The 4245-nt window shown below is 41.6% G+C and carries 4 protein-coding genes and 2 pseudogenes; 3 read left to right on the top strand and 3 right to left on the bottom strand.

Going from position 1 to position 4245, the window contains the following annotated elements; genetic code table 11:
- A pseudogene (locus tag F6K49_RS36175) lies at positions 1-476 on the top strand (fused N-dimethylarginine dimethylaminohydrolase/saccharopine dehydrogenase domain-containing protein); the annotation flags it as partial.
- Positions 477-698: 222 nt separating this feature from the next.
- On the opposite strand, the gene F6K49_RS36180 reads toward F6K49_RS36175, so the two are convergent.
- The 3 genes from F6K49_RS36180 to F6K49_RS36190 form a co-directional block, all read right to left on the bottom strand.
- Entirely contained in the window at positions 699-935 is a 237-nt protein-coding gene (locus tag F6K49_RS36180) for a hypothetical protein (RefSeq protein ID WP_070395824.1), read from the bottom strand.
- A gap of 500 nt (positions 936-1435) precedes the next feature.
- Positions 1436-1639, bottom strand: a complete 204-nt coding sequence (locus tag F6K49_RS36185; protein WP_070395823.1) for an NblA/ycf18 family protein — start codon at positions 1637-1639, stop codon at positions 1436-1438.
- A gap of 382 nt (positions 1640-2021) precedes the next feature.
- Positions 2022-3428: a transposase gene (locus F6K49_RS36190; protein WP_293104580.1), complete on the bottom strand. Its 1407-nt coding sequence runs from the start codon at positions 3426-3428 to the stop codon at positions 2022-2024.
- 58 nt (positions 3429-3486) lie between these two features.
- Between F6K49_RS36190 and tnpA the strand changes: the two are divergent.
- Together tnpA and F6K49_RS36200 are read left to right on the top strand one after the other, a co-directional pair.
- Positions 3487-3896: pseudogene (gene tnpA / locus F6K49_RS36195) on the top strand (IS200/IS605 family transposase).
- Between the two features lie 123 nt (positions 3897-4019).
- A partial coding sequence (locus F6K49_RS36200; RefSeq protein WP_293104583.1) for a DUF433 domain-containing protein occupies positions 4020-4245 on the top strand: 226 nt, incomplete at its 3' end.

The raw sequence follows: 4245 nt of genomic DNA on the forward strand, positions 1-4245 counted from the left end.
TGAAACGAGGAGTAGTTGTCCATGGTGGACACCGACACCATCTCAAGGTAATCAATACTATCCGTCGCTGCGGTAGTATTGCCCAAGCTGTAGAACAGGGTGTATTAACTAAAGGGGTGATGTATGAGTGCGTCCGCAATCACGTACCATTTGTCCTAGCCGGTTCCATCCGAGATGATGGTCCTCTGCCAGATACCCAGATGGATTTGATTAAAGCACAACAAGAGTATGCCAAGTTATTGGAAGGGACAGATATGATCTTGATGCTGTCTACTATGCTCCATTCTATTGGCGTCGGGAATATGACTCCAGCCGGAGTGAAGATGGTCTGTGTGGATATTAACCCCGCCGTAGTGACAAAATTAAGCGATCGCGGTTCAGTAGAATCTGTTGGTGTTGTCACTGATGTCGGTTTATTCCTTAGCTTGTTAGTGCAACAGTTAGATAAGTTAACCAGTCCTTATCTAGTCAAGTAATTAGTTTAACTGTTTAAGGTTAAAGGTTATTGGGTTCAAGGTTGAAGGTTATTGGGTTGAAGGTTATAGCAGTCGAAGTAAAGCTTAAGACATATTTCTGCTCCAAAGCTTCCGATTCCCGATTCCCGATTCCCGATTCCCGATTCCCGATTGCCTGTTACCTTTGCTAAAGATTGACTGTTGACAATTATCCGTCAACAGTCAACCAATATTACTAAATTATTAACTTGCTTTATAATCCATAGTTTCATTGTCACTAGGAACCAAAACCCAGTCTGAGAGTCTTAGTTTCTGATAGGTTGCCCAGCCTTTAGAACCGCCAGGTACTGGGTAATCTGGGACAGCATATTGGGGAAAAGCTGTGTACGGACGCCAAGCCTCATAAGGGGAAGTCCGTAAGTGCAACATTTTTGGTTCATTGCTACCAAAGCTCGATAACCAGCACATTTGTTTTACCATGGGATACTCCTTGATTGTGAATTAGAGCTAGAGAGCCTTGGTTAACTGACCCTGTGAACAGTAAGTAGGTGATAAATTACTCTGAATTCCTGAGTTGCTGAATTCATCGATAATTTAGCAATTCAGTTTAAATGTATTTATAGCTACCTACATGATGCACTTAATAATGTTATTCTGTATCAGTCGCCTTGACTCTAATTGCTGTGTTTATTGTTTCTTCAGTAATTTAGCTGTGGATTCCGGAGAATTGGGTTAAGCTAATCAGAATTTAATTTGCAAATTTACCGTATGAGGCAAAAGTAAGCATTTAGCCGTCAGTGGTCAGTGGTCAGTGGTCAGCGGTCAGCTATCATGCTTAACATAAACCCAGGGTAGCTGCGCCTATTCGCAATAAATTAAACGAATGCTTAGCTATACAAGCTGATAGCTGATAGCTGAACGCGCACGCGTGTGCGTAGCACATAAGCTTATAGCTTACTTTCATCCCTTGCCCCCTGAGCTTACTCACTCCAAGGTGGAGGATCTCCGATTAAACTGTGCTTAACGAAATTCCTGAAATAAATTTCACGAATTGACATCTGTCTATAGAGCTCGCACAGAAGATTCTTGGCTTGGTCAAGGTCGATGTTTTGAATTTGCGTCTCAAACACCTTAAGATTGAATTCTTGTTCTAGGGAAAATTCTATTGGTTGATGTTTTTCCATGATGATTTGACTCCTATAAGTTTTCAGAAATTACCGATTCGTTAGAACCTTTTATCAAGTTAATTAGGAGTGGGTAACTTTACTCCTTAATTACTTATCACCTTGAGTTGGGATTTTTATGCAAGGATTACTCTAAATAGGCTTTATACTAGTTATGATGGCAAATTTTAGGAAACTTTACAGTACCCTTGCGGGTACTTTGTATCCGACCAAAACCCATCCTTAACTATCACATCGGCAAAGCAACCAGAAAACGCCTCCGCGCTTCAGGGGATATCCAGAGAAACCAGAGCCCCCAATCTGGTAGCGTAAGTAAAAATACTTATCTGTATCTAAGTTCTGATTGCTATATCGATAGTTTCAGAATAATTGGCAGACAAGACTAGAATGCCTCAGTATTTATCTCAGTTTTTTGTTCCAGTTTTGAACTCTCCACGGGTTGAAACCGCGTGGATTCTAAGAGTCGTGTCGTTACGCGGGTTAAAACCGCGCTGCACGACGCTTCACGATACGATCTAGATAACGAGTCCAATTTGTATCGTTGTGGCAGGTTCAAGTCTGCTCTACCGACCTCGGCTAGGGGGAACCCTAGCTGTGTCGCTACTTTCCTAAGAATATTGCAAGCTCCATTGCAGTCGGCGTTAATTAATGCGCCTTTCCCTGACTTATAAAGACCACGCTTTACTCTTTTTCCGCTAGGTTTCCACCCCTGCGCTTTGGCGCACGCTACGCGAACGGGTTTCGCACCAAGTACAGGTAGAAAATCACGATCTAAGAAGCTGGCTTTACTGGTATAACTTTCCTCTGTCTGAACAAATTTGATACCGTGTTCAAGGCACAACTGCTCAATTCTATTTTTCAACTTAGCAGTAGGAATTTGCACGAACTGCTGGTTATTCCTTTTTCCAATGTTAATACTGTCTTTGTTCCGCTTGTTCCATCCAAATACGACTGTACTAACTTCATTCCTTTGACACCAGTTGACGATAAACCTAGCTACTTTATTCACATTATCGCGCATCTGCCTGTTGCGCTTTTCAGTCAAAGAGGCTAACTGATCATCCCAGTAGTCTTGGGCTTTCCCTTTCTTGATCGCAGCTACACGTTTGTTGTACCACTGGTTTTGAGATTTAACTTTTTTGCCATCTATAATAAATGACTTACCTACGTTAGAGACACAAGTTAGCCAGTTACTTAGACCTGGATCAATACCTAAAACATTATTCGTTGGTGCGATTGGCTCAACATTTTCTCTCTCGTACACAAACTCTAGATAAAAACAGCCATTCCTAGGGACAAATCGATATTCCTTTATCAACTTGAAATCGATATTGGATGGCATCGGAAGCAAGAAGTGCTCAATTCCAAACCAAGCTTTAACCTGCTTTCCTAAAGTAAATTTTAGTTGGCCTAGACAACGTTTCACCCATCGAGCAGGATAACTAACGATAGCTAAGCCGCCCTTTTTCCGGTATTTCGGAACTCTAGGCTTGTCTGTCAACTGCCCTTTGTCGTACTTCTTCTTGAGGGCTTTGTAAGACTTAAAAGATTCAACAACTCCGTGCAGTGTTTGCTGAGCACATGCCGATCTCATGGCTTTAAAGTGGACGTTACTCTTCATGACTTTGTCCAACTCGGCATTATTAAGGTATTTGCCATTTTTGAATAACATTTGACGGCCGTAATACAAACCGCAATTGGTAAGCTTATTAGCCTCCGAGCAAATAAACTCTATGACTGCCTGATTCTCCGGTGTTGTAGTTATTAAGTGCTGCTGACATCCGTACATCTTGTTGCTCCCTTATTGTTTATAATATATATTGACTATACGTCCACTGTCAACATCTATGAGTGCAATAACTGAAAATATTTTCAGGACAAATCCACATTCGGTAACATTGCTGAATTACCACTTTGTCTGGTGCCCTAAGAGAAGGAAGTCTGTACTCGTCGGGAAGGTAAAAATGAGATTACAAGATATTATTTTTGATTTATGCGCAGAAAACAACTGGCGATTGATCGCAAAGCGAGATAATGCCAGATCACGTCCACATGTTCTTGGAGGTAGATCCTACTTTCGCTCCATCAGTAATAATCATGCATAGTAAAAGGGCGAGCTTCCCATCATCTTAGAAGAGAGTTCCCTGAACTGCTAAAACTCCCAACTCTTTGGTCTCCTAGTTATTTTTGCTCAACTACCGGAAACGCTAACACAGAAACCGTCAAAAGGTATATAGAGAATCAAAAAGGCAAATAATACAAGAGCCGGGATGAATCCCGGTTCGCTCCACGCCCACCTAATAAATTAGGTGGCTAACTCTCGCTTGTTAGTTTTCTGTTTCAGTTATATGATCTCAATAGATATATTCAAGGTAAATTGATGCCAGTTATAGAAGTTAAAACCTATGTAGAATATCGGGACAAAGGTTACTGGATCGCAGGCACACGAATTTCTCTCGACTCCGTTGTGTATACTTTCCGCAACGGATTATCACCAGAAAGTATTGTTCAATCTTTCCCACTGTTGACCCTTGAACAGGTTTACGGAGCGATCGCGTTCTACTTAGCTAATCGTGAGCAGATTGATACTTACCTCGCTTTGGAAG

The organism is Moorena sp. SIO3I6 (genome assembly GCF_010672095.1).